General features: G+C 71.5%; 16 protein-coding genes. 5 read left to right on the top strand and 11 right to left on the bottom strand.

Annotated features, from left to right (window positions below):
* Positions 1–133: 133 nt before the first annotated feature.
* From ACFVJQ_RS05465 to ACFVJQ_RS05475, 3 genes are all read right to left on the bottom strand, one after another.
* Complete coding sequence (locus ACFVJQ_RS05465; RefSeq protein ID WP_385781129.1) at positions 134–1,231, bottom strand: GNAT family N-acetyltransferase; 1,098 nt, start codon at positions 1,229–1,231, stop codon at positions 134–136.
* A 1-nt stretch (position 1,232) separates the two neighbouring features.
* The gene (locus ACFVJQ_RS05470) at positions 1,233–1,577 is read right to left on the bottom strand and encodes a hypothetical protein (protein WP_385512972.1); all 345 of its coding nucleotides are present in this window, start codon (positions 1,575–1,577) and stop codon (positions 1,233–1,235) included.
* Positions 1,578–1,830: 253 nt separating this feature from the next.
* Positions 1,831–3,039 carry a S8 family peptidase gene (locus tag ACFVJQ_RS05475; protein ID WP_385512973.1) on the bottom strand — a complete coding sequence of 403 codons (1,209 nt, stop codon included), beginning with the start codon at positions 3,037–3,039 and terminating at the stop codon, positions 1,831–1,833.
* 316 nt (positions 3,040–3,355) lie between these two features.
* On the opposite strand from ACFVJQ_RS05475, the gene ACFVJQ_RS05480 reads away from it, so the two are divergent.
* Complete coding sequence (locus ACFVJQ_RS05480; RefSeq protein WP_385781133.1) at positions 3,356–4,159, top strand: SGNH/GDSL hydrolase family protein; 804 nt, start codon at positions 3,356–3,358, stop codon at positions 4,157–4,159.
* Between the two features lie 3 nt (positions 4,160–4,162).
* Here the strand turns inward: ACFVJQ_RS05480 and ACFVJQ_RS05485 are convergent, their stop codons facing one another.
* The 4 genes from ACFVJQ_RS05485 to ACFVJQ_RS05500 form a co-directional block, all read right to left on the bottom strand.
* Entirely contained in the window at positions 4,163–5,746 is a 1,584-nt protein-coding gene (locus tag ACFVJQ_RS05485) for a serine/threonine-protein kinase (RefSeq protein WP_385781136.1), read from the bottom strand.
* A gap of 58 nt (positions 5,747–5,804) precedes the next feature.
* Entirely contained in the window at positions 5,805–7,361 is a 1,557-nt protein-coding gene (locus tag ACFVJQ_RS05490; protein WP_385781138.1) for a nickel transporter, read from the bottom strand.
* Positions 7,358–8,872, bottom strand: a complete 1,515-nt coding sequence (locus tag ACFVJQ_RS05495; protein WP_385781141.1) for a tetratricopeptide repeat protein — start codon at positions 8,870–8,872, stop codon at positions 7,358–7,360. The genes ACFVJQ_RS05490 and ACFVJQ_RS05495 overlap by 4 nt, the downstream gene beginning before the upstream one ends.
* A 101-nt stretch (positions 8,873–8,973) precedes the next feature.
* Positions 8,974–10,503, bottom strand: coding sequence for a DUF4331 domain-containing protein (locus ACFVJQ_RS05500; RefSeq protein ID WP_385512978.1), 1,530 nt, complete (start codon positions 10,501–10,503; stop codon positions 8,974–8,976).
* A 205-nt stretch (positions 10,504–10,708) separates the two neighbouring features.
* Between ACFVJQ_RS05500 and sigK the strand changes: the two genes are divergently transcribed.
* The 3 genes from sigK (at position 10,709) to ACFVJQ_RS05515 (ending at position 12,445) form a co-directional block, all read left to right on the top strand.
* Positions 10,709–11,251, top strand: coding sequence for an ECF RNA polymerase sigma factor SigK (gene sigK, locus ACFVJQ_RS05505; RefSeq protein ID WP_165396161.1), 543 nt, complete (start codon positions 10,709–10,711; stop codon positions 11,249–11,251).
* Positions 11,248–12,057, top strand: coding sequence for an anti-sigma factor domain-containing protein (locus ACFVJQ_RS05510; RefSeq protein ID WP_385781145.1), 810 nt, complete (start codon positions 11,248–11,250; stop codon positions 12,055–12,057). The genes sigK and ACFVJQ_RS05510 overlap by 4 nt, the downstream gene beginning before the upstream one ends.
* A gap of 118 nt (positions 12,058–12,175) precedes the next feature.
* Positions 12,176–12,445 (top strand): hypothetical protein, encoded by a 270-nt coding sequence (locus tag ACFVJQ_RS05515; protein ID WP_385512980.1) that lies wholly within the window; start codon positions 12,176–12,178, stop codon positions 12,443–12,445.
* Between the two features lie 216 nt (positions 12,446–12,661).
* On the opposite strand, the gene ACFVJQ_RS05520 is transcribed toward ACFVJQ_RS05515, so the two are convergent.
* Both ACFVJQ_RS05520 and ACFVJQ_RS05525 read right to left on the bottom strand, forming a co-directional pair.
* Positions 12,662–13,444 (bottom strand): ABC transporter permease, encoded by a 783-nt coding sequence (locus ACFVJQ_RS05520; RefSeq protein ID WP_385512981.1) that lies wholly within the window; start codon positions 13,442–13,444, stop codon positions 12,662–12,664.
* Positions 13,441–14,379: an ATP-binding cassette domain-containing protein gene (locus ACFVJQ_RS05525; protein ID WP_385781150.1), complete on the bottom strand. Its 939-nt coding sequence runs from the start codon at positions 14,377–14,379 to the stop codon at positions 13,441–13,443. The genes ACFVJQ_RS05520 and ACFVJQ_RS05525 overlap by 4 nt, the downstream gene beginning before the upstream one ends.
* A gap of 63 nt (positions 14,380–14,442) precedes the next feature.
* Here ACFVJQ_RS05525 and ACFVJQ_RS05530 point away from each other — a divergent pair, with 63 nt between their 5' ends.
* Positions 14,443–15,156, top strand: a complete 714-nt coding sequence (locus tag ACFVJQ_RS05530; protein WP_385781153.1) for a TetR/AcrR family transcriptional regulator C-terminal domain-containing protein — start codon at positions 14,443–14,445, stop codon at positions 15,154–15,156.
* Here ACFVJQ_RS05530 and ACFVJQ_RS05535 read toward each other — a convergent pair.
* Both ACFVJQ_RS05535 and ACFVJQ_RS05540 read right to left on the bottom strand, forming a co-directional pair.
* Positions 15,153–16,328 (bottom strand): type ISP restriction/modification enzyme, encoded by a 1,176-nt coding sequence (locus ACFVJQ_RS05535; protein WP_385512983.1) that lies wholly within the window; start codon positions 16,326–16,328, stop codon positions 15,153–15,155. The two genes, ACFVJQ_RS05530 and ACFVJQ_RS05535, sit on opposite strands and share 4 nt — an antisense overlap.
* A 94-nt stretch (positions 16,329–16,422) precedes the next feature.
* Positions 16,423–17,172, bottom strand: coding sequence for a GntR family transcriptional regulator (locus ACFVJQ_RS05540; RefSeq protein ID WP_385512984.1), 750 nt, complete (start codon positions 17,170–17,172; stop codon positions 16,423–16,425).
* Positions 17,173–17,188 lie beyond the last annotated feature (16 nt).

A 17,188-nucleotide genomic window follows, 5' to 3' on the forward strand; every position in this document is an offset into this window, starting at 1 on the left:
ACCGCGGCCCCTGAGCCCTCCCCTGGTTCCGCTTGGTGATGGTCCGATGCGGGTGAGATGTATGACGGTATTGACCTATCACTCCTTATGGCAAGACCTGGAACCTGACCTCACCTTTTTGTTGGTTTGGCCGTTACCTGCGACCTGACCGGATCTTGCCCATTTTCTTGAGCAGCCGGTCGGCGGGCTCGAACAGCTCCGGCCGCGACACCACGACATTGCGCAGCGCGCGCACCGGCGCACGTCGGGCCCGGTGCCCGATCGCCACCGGGTGACGTCGCGTCACCCACCCTTCGGACACTTGGATTTCACGGGTCTTCAGGGAGTCCTTGTATTCCTTCTGGCCCCGGCCCAGATCGAGATAGGCGATGCCGTCGGCGGCGGCCGCCTCGGCCATCCGCAGATGCAGGACCAGCCCCGGGGAGTACTTCGAGTACGCCGGGTCGTACGCCGGGAACCAGCAGGCGAGCACCCGCTCGCTGCGCAGTCCGAAGTGCGCGGCGACCGGCTTGCCGTCCGCGTACAGCACGGACAGGATCCCGGCGAACGGCTGGGAGCGGGTGTGGAACAGCTGCTCCACCAGCCGGGTGATCCAGTCGTGCGCGAAGCGGTCGCTGCGCCCCGTCCTGCGGTACTGCGCGGACTTCCAGTCCATCAGCGTGCGCAGGGCGGCGGGATCGCGCTCGTCGTGGACGTACACGACCTCACCCGCGTCCCGGCCCAGCTTGCGCTCCTTGGCGAGCGTGGTCCTGGTGAACTTCGGTGACTGGCCGCGCAGTTGGCTCAGATAGGCCTCGTAGCCCTGGTCTACGTCCATGACCGGGGACGGGAAGGTGCCGGAGGCCTCGGCCTCGAACGGCTGCTGGCCTTCCACCAGGTGGTCGAACTCCCATACGACGAGCCCACAGGCCCGCAGCAGCTCCCGGGCGTCCCAGGTGAACCCGGGCCGGTGCACCACGCCCTGGGCGTCGGAGACACCGAGCCCGATGGCCCGGCCGACGCCGGTCGCCGATCGCTGGAACGGGAAGAACGCGGCCGGTTCGCCGCCCTCGCGGACGACCGCGATCCGTACGCCCCGTCTGCACCGGCCCACCGCGAGCGCGAACTCGGGGGACAGGAACGGGTTCGCCAGCTCGGGCGAACCGTGCAGATGGGCCTTGGCCTGCATGGCCGTCCACGCCGCCCGGTCGGCGGCGGTCAGTTCGCCGGGGCGGTACACACTGATGTCCACGTCACGAGCCCTGTCTTCTCACGGTACGGCCGCCGCGGCGCCGTACCAGAACCAGCAGGAGAGTGAGGGCGCTGATGGCGGTCACGGCCGCGATCCCGCCGCGTACCGACCACAGGTGCAGGGCCAGCAGGCCCTGGGCCACCAGCATGTCGACGACGATCGCACCCGCGAGCGAAACGAGTGCGCGACTGAGCGGATCCAGCCCGCTGAGCGCCGCGGCGATGGCCGCGGCCGGCGCAACGAGCAGGAAGAACAGCGTGAACGGAGCGCGCAGTGGCGAGCCCGAGTCGGTGAGCGCGAGCAGCGCGCCGATCCCCCCGACGGCCGTCACGGCGCCCGCGAGCACGGGCCACAGGTCCCTCCCCGAACCCGGCCGCGTCCCCTCGACACCGTCTGGTGCGTCTGATGCATCGGTCTTGATGCGGATGGTCTGCATTGGCGACTTTGCCCCCCGAAGCGCCGGATGCCGGGCTTCAATGTCGCGCAGTGCCGCCCGGGCCGTCAAGACGCGGAATGCGCTTCCTGTGGCACATATGGACATTCCCCGGAGGCGGCGGTCCGCCCCCGGGGAACTGCCTGTCACACCAGGCTCAGACGTGTCACGGGACGATCTTCAGCAGCCGGTTCGGGGAGCCGCTGCCCGGGCTGGTGACCTTGCCGGTGGTCGCTCCGCTCGTCAGTGCCGAGGCGACCTGGGCGGGGGTGGACGAGGTGTGGTTCGCGAGGTAGACCGCCGCCGCGCCCGCGACGTGCGGAGTTGCCATCGACGTACCGGAGATGGTGTTCGTCGCGGTGTCGCTGGTGTGCCAGCCGGCCGTGATGGAGGAGCCGGGCGCGAAGATGTCCAGGGCCGAGCCGTAGTTGGAGTAGCTCGCCTTGGCGTCCGTGTTGGTGGTGGCGCCGACCGTGATCGCTTCGGAGACCCGGGCCGGGGAGGACGAGGAGGCGGTGGTGCTGCTGTTGCCCGCCGCGACGGCGTAGGTCACGCCGCTGGCTATGGAGTTGCGGACCGCCGTGTCCAGCGACGCCGAAGCGCCGCCGCCGAGCGACATGTTGGCGACCGAGGGACCGGAGTGGTTCTGCGTCACCCAGTCGATGCCCGCGATCACGCCCGCCGTGGTGCCGGAGCCGCTGTTGTTCAGCACCCGGACCGCCACGATCTTCGCCTTCTTGGCGACGCCGTAAGTGGAACCCGCGACCGTGGTGGCCACATGGGTGCCGTGGCCGTTGCCGTCGGAGGCGGTGGTGTCGCCGTCGACGGCGTCGTAGCCGTAGGTGGCCCGGCCGCTGATCTGCGAGTGGCTGATGCGGACGCCGGTGTCGATGACGTATACGGTCACGCCGCTGCCCGCGCTGTCCGGATATGTGTAGGTGCCGGAAAGCGGAAGCGAGGTCTGGTCGATCCGGTCCAGGCCCCAGGGGGCGTTGGACTGTGTGGTGTCGGCGAGCCGGACGCGCTGGTTCTGCTCGACGGCGGCCACCGCAGGGTCGGCGGCCAGTCTCCTCGCCTCGGTCGCGGAGAGGTTGGCTGTGTAGCCGTTCAGCGCCTTGCTGAACGTCTGCTTCACCGTGCCGCCGTACTCCTTGATCAGACCCTTGCCCTCGCTGGACGCGGCCTTGAAGCCGGCGCCCTTCTTGAGGGTGACGATGTAGCTGTCCTTGACGGCGGTGGGGGAGCCGGCCGCCAGGACCTTGCCCTCGGCCGGGGCGGCCTGGGCGGGGAGTGCGGTGAGCCCGCCCAGGAGGGCGGCGGTCGCCAGGCTGGTGGTCGCGGCGAACCGGGCCTTCTTGCTACGCAGTTGTGCCATTACGAGGGAGTCCTCCTCCAGGCGGCGCCCGCCCGGGTGGGGGCGTGCGCATGTGGGGGGGTGCGCGCGTCTTCGCGCACACGGCCCGGGGCGTCGCGTACCGCCCGGGCTGCGGTAAAGCGTGGGTGAGCTACGTGCGTAGAACAAGGGAGTTGAGCACCTGTCAACAAATCTGTCATGGGCACGTAATCAACTCCAGGGTGAACGCGCAGGGTTCATGTGGAGGATGAGTGAAAGGTCTTGGCATGGACACTTCCGTTCAACACGCGTAGTTGGTACGAAAGTTGAGGCAGAGATCCTGCTAAAGGGAGGTTCCATGAGACGTTCCCGACTTGTCGTGTTACTCGGCTCCCTCCTCCTCGCCGCATCGGCTGCCCTCACGGGGGCCGCTTCGGCGCAGGCGTCCGAAGCCGCCGCCACCGGCTATGTGGCGCTCGGCGACTCCTACTCCTCCGGCGTCGGCGCGGGCAGTTACATCAGCTCCAGCGGCGACTGCAAGCGCAGCACGAAGGCGTACCCGTACCTCTGGGCCGCCGCCAACTCACCCTCCTCGTTCGCCTTCACGGCCTGCTCCGGCGCCCGAACGGATGAAGTCCTCGCCGGTCAACTGGCCCCGCTCAACGCGAGCACGGGTGTGGTGTCCATCAGCGTCGGCGGCAACGACGCCGGCTTCGCGGACGTCATGACGACGTGCGTACTCCAGTCCGACAGCGCCTGCATCTCCCGCATCAACACCGCCAGGGCGTACGTCGACACGACGCTGCCCGGCAAGCTCGACACCGTCTACTCGGCGATCCGCAGCAAGGCACCCGCGGCGCAGGTCGTCGTGCTCGGCTACCCCCGCTTCTACAAGCTCGGCCAGGCGTGCCTCGGTCTGTCCGAGACCAAGCGCAAGGCCATCAACGACGCCTCCGACCACCTCAACACCGCCATCCAGAAGCGCGCCCTGAACCACGGCTTCACCTGGGGCGACGTGCGCGGCACCTTCACCGGCCACGAGATCTGCTCCGGCAGCTCCTGGCTGCACAGCGTCAACTGGCTCAACATCGGCGAGTCGTACCACCCGACCGCGAACGGCCAGTCCGGCGGCTATCTGCCGGTGCTCGACAACGCCGCCTGATCCTCAGGGAGTCGGCGTAGGTGAAGGGGAGGCCCCGCCCGTCGGGGTCTCCGTCACACAAGTCACCGAGAATGCCACCGCGTCGGACGTCGTCCGGACCGGATCGCGGACCTCGACACTGATCTCGTTCTGATACGTCCCACTGTCGGCGTACGTCGTCACGATCACCCGGTCCTGCTTGGTCTTCTCGCCCCCCTCGGGGAACGACAGCGTCTTCCAGCTCTCGACCTCGCCGTCCTTGGTCACCCAGCGGTAGTCCACCTCCGCGGGCAGCCGTCCCACCGTGAACGTCGCCGTGAACGCGGGAGCCTGGTCGTTCGGCGGCGGGCACGTGCCCGAGTACTCCGTGCGGGCGCCGGCGAGGGCGACCGTCACCGACTGCGGTGGGGGAGCGGTCGTCGGACTGCTGCTCGGGGTCGGGGTGGTGGGAGCGGTGGTGGCCGGAGTGGTCTCCTCCTCGGGCGCCGTTGAAGTCGCCTCCGCCGTAGGGGTGTTGCCGCCCCCCACGGTGCGGTTGTCGCCGTTGTCGCGGTTCAGCAGCGCGTACGTGAGACCGGCGATCGCCAGCGCCAGGGCGGTGACGCCGGCGATCAGGACGGCGGCGGTGCGTCGGTCGCGGCGCGGTTCGTCGACGGTGGTCGCGGCAGGGGCAGCTGGGGAGGGTTGGGGCGGAGTCGGCGGCTGCGGCTGTCGGTGGGCCGCGACGGTCGGGGCGTACGGGGTGTACGGCGTCGTGGGGGCCGTGTCCGCGCGCGGCATGCCTCCCGCGCCGATCAGCCGCAGGTCCTGCTCGGCCCGCGCGGCCGACAGCCGCTCGGCGGGGTCCTTGCGCAGCAACCCCTCGATGACGGGAGTGAGCGGACCGGCCCGGCGGGGCGGTGGCAACTCCTCGTCGACGATCGCCCGCAGGGTGCTCAACGGCGTGTCGTGGCGGAACGGGGAACTGCCCTCCACCGCCGCATACAGCAGCACGCCGAGCGACCACAGGTCCGACTCGGGACCCGGTGTGCGGCCGAGCGCCCGTTCCGGCGCCAGGAACTCGGGCGAGCCGACCACCTCCCCGGTCATGGTCAGCGCGGAGCTGCCCTCCACCATCGCGATCCCGAAATCGGTGAGCACCACCCGGCCGTCGTTCGACAGCAGTACGTTGCCCGGCTTCACGTCCCGGTGCAGCACCCCGGCCTCGTGCGCGGCACGCAGCGCGGACAGCACCTCGGCGCCGATGTGCGCCGCGCGCTGCGGGGACAGCGGGCCCTCGGCGTCCAGCAGCTCGGCGAGGGAGATCCCGCGGACCAGCTCCATCACGATCCACGGCCGGCCCTCGTCCGTGGCCACGTCGTACACCGTCACCACATTGCGGTTCCCGACCCGCGCGGCGGCCCAGGCCTCCCGCTCCAGACGGGTGTACATCCGCTCCACGTCGGCGGCCGGCAGCCCCGCCGGGGCCCGCACCTCCTTGACGGCGACCTCGCGGCGCAACACCTCGTCGCGGGCGAGCCACACCGTCCCCATGCCGCCCTCGCCGAGCGGGGACAGCAGGCGGTAGCGCCCGGCGATCACGCGTTCACTGCCCGGATCCACGGACACCGGTGCCCCCCTTCGCATCCGCGAGCGATGTCTCGTCTGATTTCTCCCCAAAAGTAGCTCAGCCGAATGCGGATGCCGCCCCCCTGAACACCAATCCGGCCCCGAGGGCGACGACGACGAACGCGGAACCCACCGGCGCGGTACGGCGGATCAGGGCGGCCAGCGGGTTGGCGGTCCAGCGGGGCCGCCGGACCAGCGCCCGGGTCACGCCGCTGCCGAACCGGACGACGGCGAACCCGGCCGCGGTGAGGGTGAGCGCGAGCCCGGCGCCGTACGCGACGACGAGCAGCAGCCCGAACCAGGCCTGCCCGAGCGCCGCCGCGCCGACGAGCACGACGACGGCCGAGGGACTGGGCACGAGCCCGCCGGCGAAGCCCATGAGGATCGTGCCGCGGAGAGTGGGGGCGATGGGGTGGGAGTGGGTGTGGCCGCCATGGCTGTGCTCGATGGTATGGGGGTGGGTGTGCTGGTGATCGTGACCGTGGTCGTGATCGTGGCTGTGTTTTTTGTGCTCGTGGTCGCGGTGGTCGTGGGCGTACTCGTGCTCGTGGTCATGGGTGTGCGTGTGGGCGTGGGCCTGTTCGCGGTTGCGGAACGCCCGTCGTACGAGGCCCGCTCCCGCCAGTGTCACCAGCACCCCGCTCGCGATGCCCAGCCAGGCGATCACCGAGGGTGCCGCCGCGGAGCCGGCCGTGACCAGGAGGCCGAGGGCGACCACACCGAGGGTGTGGGTGACCGTCACCGAGGCGGCCAGGGGGAGGACGTGCCGCATACGGGCGCGGCCGCCGTGGGCCGCCGCCGTTGCGGCCATGAGGGTCTTGCCGTGGCCCGGTGCGAGCGCGTGCATCGCGCCGAGGCCGACCGCGATGAGCAGGGCCAGGGCGGCGAAGCCGACGGTGAGGTCGTGCCGGGCGACCAGGGATTCCAGGGCCCGGGTCCAGTGGTCGGCGCCGCGTGGCAGGACGGACGCGGCGGGCGCGTCGCCCTGCTCCTCGGCCAGGGCGGGACCGCCGGGGCGCACGCGCAGGGACGCGGACGTCGTGCCGGCCGGGGAGGACAGCAGTTCCTCGGGATAGGCGGTCAGTTGACGCGACGGCGACTTCTCCGGCACGTCCGACGCGGTGAGCGTCATGCGGTCCCCGCGCGCGATGATCTCCCGCCAGCCGGGGCCGGAGTCGGCGCCCGCGCTGCGGAAACCGACCGTCACGGAGTCGGTCTCGGGGAGGGGAGCCGTCAGCCGGCACTCCACCCGCAGGGTGTCGAGTCCCGCCTGACCGGGCAGCACGCGCGCGTGGCTCTCGACGACGTCGAGCCCGACCGTGCGTCCGTCGACCGTCGCCTCGCTGTCCCGCGCGGCGTCCGCGCACCGCCCGCGGGCCCATGCGGTGACGCCGAGCCGTTCCACGTCCGGTCCGGCCTGGGTCGCCGGGATCTCGGCGAGGTCCTCGACATGGTCGACGCGCAGCTCACCGGGGGCGGCGACGAGACCGTCGTAGTGGTTGACGGTGAAGTTGCCCAAAGGGTGCGCGCTTGCGGCGGTGGCGGGCACGAGCACGATCGCGCCGGCGACGCCCAGGACGGCCGCGGCGGAGGCGAGAACACGACGGGGCCTCACTCGGCCCCCAGGGTCTTCAGCGCCGCGCGGGCCTCGCGAGCGGCCGACGGGGAGAACCCGGGGTTCAGTTCCAGTGCCGCCGTCAGGGAGGCGCGGGCGTCCTTCGTACGGCCCGTGGCGAGCTCGATCATGCCGCGGTGGTGCAGGAAGGCGGCGTTGCGGTAGCCGGTGGCGGTGGCCCGGCGGGCGTAGCGCAGGGCTTCCTCGTCGCGGCCGCCCACGTGCAGCGCCCAGGCGAGGGCGTCCGCGGTGTGCACGGTGTGGCGGCGGGACCACTCGGCGCGGGCCGCGCGCAGGGCCAGGTCCGCGTCGCCGTGGTCGGCGGCCGCGAGCGCGGTGTCGAGGTCGGGGTTGACGCCGCTCGCGCGGGCCAGCGCCGTCCAGGCGTCGACGAGGGCGTACTGGTCGCGGGCCCTGGCCCGGTCGCCCTCCGCGCCGCGCTCCTCGTACAGCTCACCGAGGGCGACGAGCGCGCCGGGCAGCGGGGCGCGGGTGACGACCGCCTCCATGCCCCGCACGGCCTCGGTGAGATCACCGCTCGCGGCCTGGGCGCGGGCGCGGCCCTCCAGGGCGGGCAGGTAGGTGTCGTCGGCGGCGAGGGCGCGGGCATAGTGGTCCAGGGCGGTCGTGTAGTCGCCCTGGTTCCAGGCGAGTTGGCCGAGTGCGGTGGCGACGTACGCCACGTCGCCGGGTGCGACGGCGTTGTCGAGGGCCTGTTCCAGGACCCGACGGGCCGTGCGGACGTCGCCGCGGAGTTCGCGCACGTACGCGTACCGCGTGAAGACCGGGATCCCCGGCCGGCGGGTGTCGGCGGTGTCGGCGGCCTTCGACGCGGCGTCGTAGCGGCCGAGTTCGACGAGGGCGTCGATACGGGTGGCCAGGGCGCGTTCGTTGTAGGGGTTCTGCTTCAGGGCGCGGCCGGCGAAGTCGAGGGCGCCGGTGAAGTCGTGCCGGGCCGCGGCGAGGGCGGCCAGGCCGGCCAGGGCCTGGTCGCCCTCGGGTTCGAGGGCGAGGGAACGGTCCAGTGCCCGCTCGGCCTGCGGGTAGCGCGAGGGGTCGCCGTCGACCCTGGCCTGTTCGACGTAGGCGAGGCCGAGGGTGGCCCAGCCGCCGAAGTCCCTTGGCTGGGCGCGGAGATGGTCCTGCAGGGTGCCGATGCTCGAGTCGAGGTCGCCGCTCGCCAGCACCGTCGGAGCGACGGCGGCGGGCGCCGCGGCCAGGCCACGACCGTCGCCGTCCCGGACGTTCCCCACGGCGATCGAACCGGCGGTCAGGGCCACGGCCAACAGGGCGGCACACCCGGCAACCCGCCCGCCCCGCAGGCGCCGCCCGGCCGCAGCAACCCGCCGCAGAGCAGCGACCCGCTCGTCGACGCCCGCGGCGGTGCGGTCGGCGTCCGCCGCGCCCGAGGTCCTCTCGGTGGCCGTGTCCGCGGTGGCCGCGGTTCCCTCGGTGGCCGGGCTCCGGTCGGTCTCGTGCTCCGGCTCGTTGTCGTTCGTACGCGGGACCATGCCCTCTCCTCGTACACAAAAGGGTCGTCATCGTGAGGCGGCGCGGCCCGTGCCGTGGGGGATGGGGAGGGACGGGCCGCGCCAGTCGGTAGGGGGGCGCGTCAGTACGCGCGGCCCCGCATGCGGCGCCACCACATCAGGCCGGCGCCGATCAGGAGGATCCCTGCCGCACCCGCGCCCGCGGAGGCGGCGATCAGCGTCATGTTGTCGTCGGAGGCCCCGGCCGGCTGCAGCGCGTCGCCGATCTGGTTGCGCACGTCGTTGCCGCCCGAGGTGCCCTTGGCGAGCGGGCCGCGGGAACCCTCCGTCGGCAGGGCGACGTACGGGAAGGCCTTCTCGAACTCCTTGTCGTTCTTGTCGACCGCGTCGCCCAGGTCGTTCTTCTGGCCGAGCAGTTCACCCTCGACGACCTGGAGCGAGGCGTCGATCACGTCGTCGGTGAGGCGACGGCCGTTCGGGAAGCCGGCGTTGTCGCCGTCGAGGACGCCGAGTCGCTTGGGCTTCGCGGCCGGTGCGATCGAGGTGTTGAGGCGCAGTTGCTCCGCCGGGCGGACGTGCGGCGGCTGGTTGAGGTCCTTCACGCCCTTGAGGAAGACGTCGACCAGGTCGTTGCGCGGCTCGGCGGGCGCCTTGATCTTGTAGATCGCCTCGATGAGCTTCGGCAGTTCGGGATTGGTGACGTTCTCCAGGAACTGGGCGTCGTCCCACGGCGCGGACGCGTTGAACGTGTCCTTGTCCTCGATCGGGTTGACGACCTCGTTGACCAGCGGGTTGCCGAGCCGGGAGACCTGCGTGAAGTGGCCCTGGGCGTTCTTGCGCTGGGTCGTCGACCAGATGCCGACGATCGGCTGGTCCGCCGACTCCTGGATCATCTCGTTGGGCACCTGCAGGGCGATGGAGTTGACGTTGTAGCCCTTGAGCGTGTCGTTGCCGACCTCGGAGAGGTTCCCGCCGTACAGCAGGTCGAAGACGCGCAGGTCCAGGAAGAACGGGTCGTCGGCCTGCCCGGCGAACGTCGTCGAGCCGCCGGCCAGTTCATGGACGGCCTGCTTGCGCAGCCCCGCGTAGTCCGGCATCGACGCCTTGCCGACGTTCGACGGCGCGACCGGCACATCGTCGGCGATCTTCGTCCGGGACTGCAGGTGCTGGTCCTTCAGCTTCAGCAGCTCGATGTCGTACGTCTGGGTGACGTTGAGGTCCGGGTCGTCGAGGCTCTCGACGGGACCGGTGTTGTAGAGGAACGTCTTCTCGTTCTTCGTATGCGTCTTGAACGTGTAGCGGAACAGCAGTTCGCCCTGCGCGTCGCCGTTGTTGTCGATGTGGATGTCGTACTGGGCGTCCTCGGCGAAGGTGAAGAAGTTCGGACCGCCGGCCGGTTCCTCGAACGGGATCCAGTTGGCGATGATCGTCGTCGTGTCCGGCTTGTCCGGGCTCACGAACGCGTACACGTCGGTGTTGTCGTACTGCGGGGTCCCCGAGATCAGCGGGGCCTCCCGGTGGCTGGAGGCTTCCGCCTCCCCCGGTTCCAGCGCGGTCACGCCGGCGGCTGCGAGCCCTCCGGCGGCCAGCGCACCACAGACGAGGGTGGCGACGCTCCTGAGTCCTGCGCCGCGCTTGGAGATAGCTGTCATGCCGTCCGTCCTCAGTGCCAACTTGCCTGACGCCGGGGATTCGGAGCCACGCCCGGACCGGATTGGTCGAACCTGAAAACTCATTTCCTCGCTGCTCGACCCGCGTTTTCGGCCCGCTGATCCGTAACCCCATCCGGAGGTGGGTTCGTTGCGAATGCCTCGTGGGACGGGACCGGCCCTGTGCGGCCGGAGAGAGGGGGACCGAGTGGGGGCGGACGAACTTCTGGTGCGCGTCGCGGGCGGCGACCAGAAGGCATTCGAAGAGCTCTACGCACTGGTGTCCGGGCCGGTGTTCGGGCTGGTGAAGCGGGTAGTGCGGGATCCGGCCCAGTCCGAGGAGGTGGCCCAGGAGGTACTGCTCGAACTCTGGCGGTCCGCCGCCCGGTTCGACCCGGCCCGCGGCAGCGCCCTGTCCTGGGTCCTCACCCTCGCCCACCGCCGCGCCGTCGACCGGGTGCGCAGCGCCCGCGCGGCCGGCGAACGCGAGGAGCGCGAGGCCCGGCGCGCCCACCACCCCGCCTTCGACCATGTCTCCGAGGAGGTCGAGGCTGAACTCGAACGCGAATGGGTACGCCGCTGCCTGGACCGGCTCACCGCCCTCCAACGGCAGTCCGTCACCCTCGCCTACTACGACGGCTACACCTACCGTGAAGTGGCCGAGCGGCTCTCCCTGCCGCTGGGCACGGTCAAGACCCGGATGCGCGACGGACTGACCCGGCTGCGCGAGTGCCTGGGAGGAGTCGCGTGAGCATCCTCGGCCGACTGCTGGGCCGCGAGGACCAGCACAGCCTCGCCGCGCCCTATGCGCTGGACGCCCTCGAACCCGACGAGCGGCGCCGCTTCGAGAAACACCTGGCGCGCTGCGACCGCTGCGCCGCCGAGGTGCGGGCGCTGTCCGAGGACGCGGTCCGCCTCGCCTGGTCCACGGCCGCCCCGGCGCCGGCCGCGCTGCGGGACCGGGTCCTGGCCGCCGTACGGACCACTCCGCAGGAACCCGCCCCGGCGCGTGGGCACACCCCCACGCTGCCGCCCCATGTGTGGGGCACCCAGCCGCCCCCGGCGCGCACCCGTACGCCCCGGCCGCGCCCCCTGTTCGTCCCGTTCGCCACCGCGACCGCCGCGGCGGCCCTCGTCGTCGCCTCGCTGTTCGCCGTCCAGGCGAACCGGACCCAGGAGCAACTGGCCGCCGAGCGCGCCCAGGCACGTGAGATCGCCCACGTCCTGGCCGCTCCCGACGCACGAGCGACGACCGGCCGGGACGGCAAGGGCCGAAGTATCGGAGTGATCGCTTCCGCATCTGAGGGGCGTGCGGTGGTCACCCTGAGCGGATACGGCGAGCTGCCGGACGACCGGGTGCACCAGCTGTGGCTCATGCGCCCCCAGGAGCAACCGCGCTCCCTGGGCCTCTTCGACGGCGACACGCCCTTGGTCGCAACCGGGCTCGACCCGTCCGCCACGTCACTCGCCGTGACCGTCGAACCCGACGGTGGCTCAGCGCAGCCCACCAGCCAGCCAGTTGTTCAACTCGCCCTGAAATCGGTTGGATTCGGATAGTGATCGTCAACACCCTTACGGGGAAGGTGAATCCTGTGCCCGCGATACACGCGTGCCCCGAGGGAGCGATAGGGTTACCCTGCCCGGGCCGGGTGGACTCGTACGGGTGGGGAGTGACATGGAACAGATAACAGTGCGCAGCAGGGCAAGGGTCCCTGCGATCACCTGCGGGAGCAGCGCGACCAGTTCGCGCCTCGACCGCCATCTCTCGGTGCTGGCGGGCCCTGCGGTCCCCCAGGGAGAGACGGCCGAGGCGACCTCGCTGATGCGTGAGCTGACCGCGCGTGAGCCTGCGCACACCCCCAGCGCCAGGGGTGCGCGAGTGAGCCGGGTCTCGCTCTTCGCGCCGCTGCGCCGGCTGCGCCGCACGCTGTTCGGCGGGCGCTGACCGGCACCTGCGTCTCCTCGACGCCTCGAGGACCCGCGCTCGGCCGGCCACACCTCCCGGCACAGCACCGCGACCCCGCCGTCCATCATCCCCACGGCACGCGGAACGCCCTGGTGTCCTGCCTGAGCGCGGGTGCGTTTCCCCGACGCCACGCGCCGCGCCCCCACCCGGCAGTGCCGGGCGCCCGCCCGTGCCCCACCGTGGTGTCCGCGCGTGTCACCGCTCGCCGTGCGCGTACCGGCGTACGGCGAGCGGAGCGAACACCGCGAGCAGTACCGCGCACCATGCCAGCGACCCGGCGACGGGATGGGCGACCGGCCAGGCGGCGCCGGCCGGTACGGGCGCGTTGCCGAAGAGGGTGCGCAGGGCCGTGGTGACCGCGCTGATCGGGTTCCACTCGGCCAGGGTGCGCAGCCAGCCCGGCAGACCGTCGGTCGGGATGTACGCGTTGGACAGCAGCGGCAGGATGAACGTCGCTCCGCCCAGTTGACCGGCCGCCTCTTCGTTCCGCGTGAGCAGCCCCAGGAAGATCCCGACCCACGTTGTCGCGAACCGGAACAGCAGCAACAGCCCCACGGCGCCCGCCGCTTCGAGTGCTGACCCTTCGATCCGCCAGCCCACCGCGAGCCCGACCAGCAGGAACGGCACCGTCCCGACGGCCGTCACGACCAGATCCGCGGCCGCCTGCCCCAGCGGTACGGCGGCCCGGCTCACGGGCAGCGTCCGGAAGCGGTCCATCACGCCCCGGTGTGTGTCCTGGGCGGCCTGGAACATGCCGGTCATGATCCCGTTGGCGGCGGTCGCCACCAGCAGACCGGGCACCAGGAAGGACCGGTACTCCGCGCCGGGCATCGCCAGGGCGCTGCCGAAGACGTAGCCGAAGAACAGCAGCATGGTGATCGGCATGGTCTGGGTCAGGATCAGCAGCCCCGGATTGTTCCGGATCCGCCGCAGCTGCCGGCCCAGCATCGCGCCGCCGTCGTACGCCAACGTACTCATGCCGCACGCTCCTCGGTGAGTCGCAGGAAGACGTCGTCCAGGGTCGGTGGTCTGAGGCTTGCGTCGAGCAACGGCACGCCCGCCGCGTCGAGTTCGCGCACCAGGCGGGGGAGCGTGAGCGTGACGTCCCTGGTGACCGCGCCGACGGCGCGCCGGTCGTGGTCGAACGAAGGCTCGACGCCAGTGAGTTGATCCAGTACGGCCGCCGCCTTCACCATGACGTCGGCGTCCGTGACGACGACCTCGACGTGTGCGCCCATGAGTGCCTTGAACTGGGCGGGCGAACCCGTGTGCGCGACCCGCCCCCCGTCCACCAGGGCGATGTCGTCGGCGAGTTGGTCGGCCTCCTCCAGGTACTGCGTGGTCAGCAGCACGGTCGTACCGTCGGCGGTCAGCTCCCGTACGGCGTCCCAGATGCGGTTTCGGCTGGCCGGGTCGAGGCCGGTCGTGGGCTCGTCCAGGAACAGCACGTCGGGGCGGCGGACGAGACTCGCCGCCAGGTCGAGGCGGCGCCGCATCCCGCCCGAGTACGTGGACGTCGGCCGGTCGGCCGCCTCGGCCAGCCCGAAGCGGTCCAGGAGCTCGCCGGCCCGCTCGGCCGGCCCGCGCACCCGGTGCAGCCGGGCGAACAGCCGGAGGTTCTCCCGGCCGGTGAGATCGCCGTCGACCGAGGCGTACTGGCCGGTGACGCCGATCCGGCGCCGGACGGCTGCCGGCTCCCGGAGCAGGTCGTGCCCGGCGATGCGGGCCGAGCCGGCGTCCGGTCGCAGGAGCGTGGTGAGGAGCCGTACCGCCGTGGTCTTACCCGCGCCGTTGGGGCCGAGGAGTCCGCAGACGGTGCCCTGCGCGACGGCCAGATCCAGTCCGCGCAGGGCGTGGACCTCGCCGAACCGCTTCTCCAGACCTTCACTAAGTACAGCGTACGTAGTAGTCATGACCCGACCATAGCGCATTACGTACGGTGTACGTAACTAGGATGGTGGCCGAGGTGATGATCGATGGCGGGCAGAGCGGCCGAACCCGGGGTGATCTGGGCGCGACCTGAGCGGACGGGGCGAGGGCCGAAACCGGCGTTCACCCGTGCCGACATCGCGGCGGCCGCGGTGCGGATCGCGGACGCGGAGGGGCTGGACGCGGTGTCGATGCGGCGCGTCGCGGGCGAGCTGGGCTGCGGGACGATGTCGCTGTACAACTACGTCCCCCGCAAGGAAGACCTGTACGAGCTGATGGTGGACACGGTCAGCGGGGAGCACGAGCTGTGGGAGCCGAGCGGGGACTGGCGGGCCGACATGGCCCGGGTCGCTCACCAGACGCGTTCGCTGATGCACCGGCATCCCTGGATGACGCGGCTGATGTCACCGGTCTACGGCTTCAGCCCCAACGCCCTGCGCTACCTGGAGCACTGCCTGGCCTGCCTGGACCCGCTGGAGGCGCCCTACAGCATGAAGATGCAGCTCATCGGGATGCTGAACGGGTGTGTGACGTCGTATGTCGCGACGGAACTCGCCAACGCCGAGCGGACCCGGTCCTTGCCGTGGTCGGCGGAGCAGGAGAATGCGGTACGGATCGCCTACCTCGGGAGTCAGGTGGCCAGCGGGGCGTATCCCAGGCTGGCGGCGGCGTTCATGGAGGATCCTGGGCCGATCGATCTCGACGGGGCTTTTGAATTGATGCTGAGCCGGATCCTGGACGCCTTCGAGTCCCGGAACTAGATCAGTGCGAACTGGCCCTCGGGGCCCTCTTCATGATGATCGAGAACCGAGGCCGGCTTCCGTGCCGCCTCCGCCACCGGAAGCACCCCCGCCCTGCGCAGCTCGGCTGCCGTGATCGGCGCCGTCACTGTCAACTCCTTCTGCTGTGACCGCAGTTCCGCCAGCAGTGCCAGCGCCGTGATCAGCTCCAGCAGCTCCGACGTCCACGCCTGCGGCCAGGTCGCCGGGCGGATCGCGGCCAGCGTGCCCGGTTCCGGTTCGGCGGTGCGGGTCGCGAACCAGTGCTCCAGCACCCGCGTCCCGTCCACCTCGAAGTCCCACGCCTCCGGCGGTACCGGTGAGATGCGGCCCTCGTCCAGGTGCAGGGCCTCCTCGTCGCGGTCGTAGTGCAGGGTGAGCGGGCGGGAGGGGAGCGGGGCGCGGACGTACGGGCGGCGGCCTCCGGGTAGCTTGGGGCGCTCGCCGTTGCGGCGCATCAGCCACAGCAGCCGGTGGCCCAACTTGACACCCTGCGCCCAGAGTCCGGCGTCCTCGGCGAGGGGGACGGCGTGTCCGCCGGGTGCGTACCGTGCTGTCGCCAGTGCCCATGCGAGGACGTCCACCGGCTCCACCGAGGTGCCGAGACGTGCGCCCAGGTGCTCCACCAATCCCGGTGCCAGGTTCGGTTCCTCACCCCCGGGCCGCCGGTACAACGGGCGGATGCGGCCGGGGCGGAGGACCGGCAGCAGGGAGGTCGCGAGCAGCAAGGGACCATCGGCGTCCGGTGCCGCCGTCGCCTCCACCGCGAAGATCTGGTGCTCGTCGGCCACCCGCCACAGCTCGGGGCGGGCCGCGTCGATCAGGCGGTGGTCGGGGATCAGCCACTGCTCGTCGAACGGGGCGTGCAGGACGCGTACCGGCTCCGGGCAGGGTCCCGTGGCGCGGATCAGCTTCTCCGTGCCGGTGGACCGGCCGGGCAGCTGACCCACGGCCGAGTGCAGTGTGCGGGAGCGCGTCGGCTCCAGCAGCGCCTCCCGGTCCGGGCCGTCGGCCTTCACGAAGGCGTCCCAGCGGGCCTTCAGGGACGCCGCGTCGGGGCCCGTCGGCCACCCCCGGCCGAGCCGCGGCGGTGCGACGGACCACGGCATGAGGTCCGCGAGCAGCGGAGCGTCGTCGTGCGTCACGCTGGGCATCGTACGACGAATTGAGCGCCCCGAAGGGGCGCGGGAACTGCGCGACCAGCCCCCACCGGCCCGCAGGTTCATCACCGCGCCCCCAGCGGAGCGCTTACGTGGCGTCCAGAGTCACCGTGAAGGAGAAGCGGTCCCCGCGGTAGTGGATGACGGCCACGTCCAGCACGCGCCCGGCCGTGTCGTAGGTGATGCCCGTGTAGTGCAGGATCGGGCTGAGCAGCGGGACGTTGAGGAGGCGGGCCGTCTCCGGGTCCGCGAGGCGGGCCTCCACGGTGTCCGTGATGCGGCTGATGTCCGCGCCCACGATGTCCCGCAGCACCTTGGTCATCGGCCAGCGGACCAGGTCGTCCAGGTCGATGCGGTCGGCCAGTTCGGGACGGACGTAGTTGTGGGCGTGGTTGGTCGGCTCGCCCGTCTTCTCGTCGCTGCGCAGCCGGTGGTACGTCGCCACCTCGGCCAGGTCCGGGAAGAACTCGGCGAGTTCCGCGGGCACGCGCGCGTGCCCGCGGTCCAGCAGCTCGGTCGTCATACCGGACTGCTGGGCCACGATCGCGTCCACCGAGCCGAGCAGCCGCACGGGGGTGCCCCGGCGGGCGTTCGGCTCGATGAACGTGCCGCGCCGGCGGTGACGGGTGATGAGGCCCTCGTCCTCCAGCTCCTTCAGCGCCTGCCGCATGGTCAGCACGCTCACGCCGTAGTGCACCGCCAGTTGTTCCTCCGTGGGCAGGCGCAGCGGGTCCCTCGGCGAGCGGCCGAGGATCGAGGCGCGCAGCGACTGCGAGACCTGATACCAGAGCGGCAGCTTGCGGTTCAGGACGATGGAGTGCGGGGCGAAGGAGGTCACGGGGCCATCCGTACCG

It is taken from the genome of Streptomyces sp. NPDC127197, assembly GCF_042672405.1.
Taxonomy (GTDB): Bacteria; Actinomycetota; Actinomycetes; order Streptomycetales; family Streptomycetaceae; genus Streptomyces; species Streptomyces flavusporus.